Below are 4,152 nucleotides of genomic sequence, written 5' to 3'. Positions count from 1 at the left end.
TGCGGAGGGGGCTAGGGGGTGGGTAAAATCATCATTCAAAGCCTCTTTAATCCTCTCTACCACTCCTTCTAAATTCTCTATAATTTCATTATTCCAAAAACGCAAGATTCTAAAATTTTGCGATTGCAAATAAAAATCTCGTTCAATGTCTTTAAAATCTCCATTATGCTGCCCGCCATCACATTCGATAATCAATCTTTTTTCCAAACACACAAAATCAGCAATATATTTGGAATCTATCACAAATTGCCGCCTAAAGCCAAAGCCTAATTTTTTATTTCGCAATTCCTGCCAAAGCTTCTTTTCTGCCTGTGTAAGATTCTTTCTTAGCTCTCTACTAAACTCTTTCATATAGGGGGCTAGATAACGATGAGTTTTTGTTTGTAGATATGGTTTGGGGTTATTACTTTGGGATTTGCCCCACCCCCTAGCCCCCTCCGCAAAGGGAGGGGGAACAAGTCGGGAATCCTCCGCAAGGGAGGGGGAATGTGAAATATGAGTCTCCGCAAGGGAGGGGGAAATGAATTGAGGTTGTTGAGATTCTTCGCTTCGCTCAGAATGACAATAGGGGGAATCGGTTTGACAAGGATTATTCCCCCTCCCTGTGCGGAGGGGGTTAGGGGGTGGGTTGTCATATTGAGCTTGCAAAGCAAGCGAAATATCTCTTTTTGTTTTTCTTTGAGATTCTTCGCTTCGCTCAGAATGACAATAGAAAACCTCAGAATGACAAGAGGAGATTTCAGTTTGACAAGAGAAGGAGTCAGCTTGACAGAAGGAATTAGTTTGACAAAGCCTCTCATCATACTCACTCAAAGGATAGGGCAAAAGGCTCTCCTTGCTATCATCACAAGAGTTTAATATCTCCTCTCTCTTTTTAGAATCAATGATAAAGGCTTCATTATAGCCCGTTAAAATTCCACGATAAATACTAATATCCCAATCTTTGAGCGGTGTGCCAATGGATTCTATCTTTGCCTTTAGGGCTGCCACTTCGGGGCTATTAAAGATAAAGCTTTCTTCACTTAGGGTATTTTGGGCAATTTTGGAATATTGCGGCAACAAAGGTTTGTTTTCTTTGGGGTTATAGTCCTTTGGATTGTCGTAATTGAGTGTATGGTTTTTGTTGGCTTTGGTTTTACAAAACTCCAAGATACTCGTATCCACAGTGGCATTTTCAAAGACTTTTATGCCATTTAAATCAAGATAGGTATTGATAGTGGTGTTTTCAAGCAAAAATTTGCGTAAAGGCTCGCCATAGGCGGCTCTGCACCATTTGTTGGAGGTGATGAAGCTTAGGATTCCGCCTTTGGAACAATAAGCTTGTTTGTCATGTTGAGCTTGTGAAACAAGCGAAACATCTCTATTGGAATCTTTAAGAGATTCTTCGCTACGCTCAGAATGACAAGGAGATTTAGAATGACAAGGAGATTTAGAATGACATGGAGAAGTTTCGGAATAAGAAGAAAAAACAGAACAAGAAGGATTTTTGAGAATCTTAAATCCAAGTTCATAAAAATAAGTGTAAATATCACTCGTGCCCTTGTAAATGCTAAAGGCTTTTTCAAGCTGTGGTTTTAAATGTTTGATTTCTTCTTGTCTGATATACGGTGGATTGCCAATGACTAAATCAAAGCCTAAAAAGTCGCCATTACTATCGAGCACTTCAGGAAAGGCGAGTCGCCATTCAAAAGGCTTGTTGGATTCTAGGTTGAAAAGCTCATTATAGGCGTTTTGCAAGTTTTCAAAGTCTTTTTGTGCCTCTTTTTCGTTGAAGTCCTCTATAAACATTCTTTGCGGCACATAGAGGCTTAAATTTTTATTGTCTTTTGCAAGATAGTTTCCATATTTTTTAGAATAATCTTCGCATTTTGTCTCAAATATTTTGATTTCTTGTTTGAATTTGTCTTTGAAGCAAAAATTCTTAAAGGTTTGAAGCAAGTCTTTGATTTGTTTGTCAATTTGAAGCTTGTTTTGATAAAACCCCTCTTTGTAATTTTGCACAACTCGCTTATAATCTTGCATTTTGCGATTGATATTTGGATAATGTGCAAGGCTTGTATGAATGTCAAAATAGCTGACTAAACTATTCCCACATTTGATATTAATATCAATATTAGGCAGAGTTTGGAGCTTATGAATCTTGCTATCTTTGTCTTTTGCAAAATTCAGATAATACGCATTTTTGAGCAATTCAATCCAGAGCCTTAGCCTTGCGATATTACACGAGTTGGGGTTAATATCCACACCAAAGAGATTGTTTTCAATAATGGATTTTTTGAGGTTGAATAGAGCAATTTGGATTTGGTGATTCTCATCATCAAAACGTCGATAGGTAAATTTTGTATTGTTTTTTGTTGTTAGCAAAATCTCATCATCTTGCACCTCTAGGCTTTTGTATCCAAAGCCTAGAAGCCCTAGCTCATGATAAATCCCTATCATCTCATTGAGAGCAGAGACTAAGAAATGCCCACTGCCTACGCTTGGATCGCAGATTCTGAGGCTTTCTAAGAGCTTTCTAAACTCTTGTTCTTTACTAAAATTCCTATCAATCTGCTTACGCAACGATTCTAAATCTTTGGCGTCCCAACCAAAATTGGTATTGAATTTCTCTAGGACAATTTTAGATAGAGATTCCCTACACATATAGCTTGTGATAAAGTTTGGCGTATAGAAGCTACCCTCTTGATAGCCATTGAGCTTTTCAAACATCGCTCCTAATACGCTAGAGTTAATCAGTTTATCGCTTGGTGTGAAATCTTTATTCTTGCCAAAGTCAAAGCATTCTAGGAAATCAAAGAGATAGGAAAGAAAGCGAATGGATTCTCCCTTTTTGTGCTCTGTTTGTGTGGCAACAAAGGGCAGAATCTGCAAATCATCATCAAGCGTGCTTAAATCGCAAATCTCTTTTTCGTCTCGGATAAATAGCGAGGAATTCAGATAGGGCAAGAAACCAAAGCCCTTGCCTTGTTCTCTCTCCTCATAGTCCTTTGCTAATACTTCAAAAAAGAGATGGCTTAGAGTCTTGAAACTCGTGATTTTCTTTGATGTCAAAAACCGCAAATCATTATCCTCGTTGAAATGCAAAAGATTTGCTTCAATCAGCTTGAGAAAGAGGATTCGATTGAGCCAAAGAATGATGTGGCTTATCGTGGTTTCAAAATCGCTTGGTTGGTTTTGGAGTTCTAATTTAGAGGCAATATGTTTGGCAAAGCTTGATTCTTGTGTATTGTCTATTTGAATGAGAATCTTGCCCTTGTTGTCAGTTTCTCTTAAACCCAAAATATGCAAGAGCTCATAGTAGAACTTCGGATTGAGCGCATTGGAATCTTGATGACTCTCGTGATGGAGGAATGCCCTAGAGAGTATGAAAGCCGCTTGAGGAAACTCTTGATCATTCTCTAAGTCAAAAGTAGCAGCAAGAAGGCTAGGTTGCCCACCCGCTAGTTGGTTAGCTAGTTTGTCTTGCTCTTTAGGGGGTTGGTTAGAGGGTTTGCTTTGCTCTTTGCTTTGCTTGTCTAAAAGCTTGGCAAGCTCTGTGTAGAAATCGTTTTGGTTTTGGATAAGGCTGTTTTTCTTATTCAAGCTTTTGTAGAGATTCAAAAAAGGCTTTGTCTCAAAATGCTTTTTAAATTCTAGTGCGCTAAAGAGATAGAATTTTGTAAAATTCGTGATAAGGATATAGTTTAGGTTTGTGTTGCCTGCTTCACGTTCTCGCAAATAATACAAAATACATTCGTGCAACGCTTTGCAGTTAAAGTTATCCGCGCTAAACATCTCAAGCTTATTCTCGGGCTTTTTTGCCTCAATAATGATTTCTACATTGCCATCTTTAAGCAATGCCAAATCAATCTCACTATTGCCCTTTTGTTTGTAAGCAGCTTGTGCTTGGAATCCTAAACTTTGCAAAAAGGATTTGAGGGATTCGGAAACAATGGCTTTTTCGTTTTGGCTTTGGTGCTGCTGTAAGGATTCTAAATAGTCTGCGAGCTTGTCATGAAATAATGAAACATCTTTAGAGAGATTTGTAGAATCTTTATAAGAGCTTCTTTCATGATTGTAGCTTGCAATGTTTTGTTCTTTAATGAAGTCTTTACATGATAATACTTCGCATGTAAATCTCATAATTATCCTTTATAATTGGGTTGTGAGAGG

The 4,152-nt window shown here is 38.0% G+C and carries 1 protein-coding gene; it reads right to left on the bottom strand.

From position 1 onward, the window contains the following. The coding region (locus tag CQA66_RS08935) for a type IIG restriction enzyme/methyltransferase (protein ID WP_115582656.1) at positions 1–4,122 on the bottom strand (4,122 nt) is incomplete at its 3' end. Between the last annotated feature and the right edge of the window lie 30 nt (positions 4,123–4,152).

Origin of the sequence: Helicobacter aurati (genome assembly GCF_003364265.1) — a bacterium.
GTDB lineage: Bacteria > Campylobacterota > Campylobacteria > Campylobacterales > Helicobacteraceae > Helicobacter_A > Helicobacter_A aurati.
The sequence above is the reverse complement of the archived record's forward strand: the minus strand, read 5'-3'. Positions and strand labels throughout refer to the sequence as shown.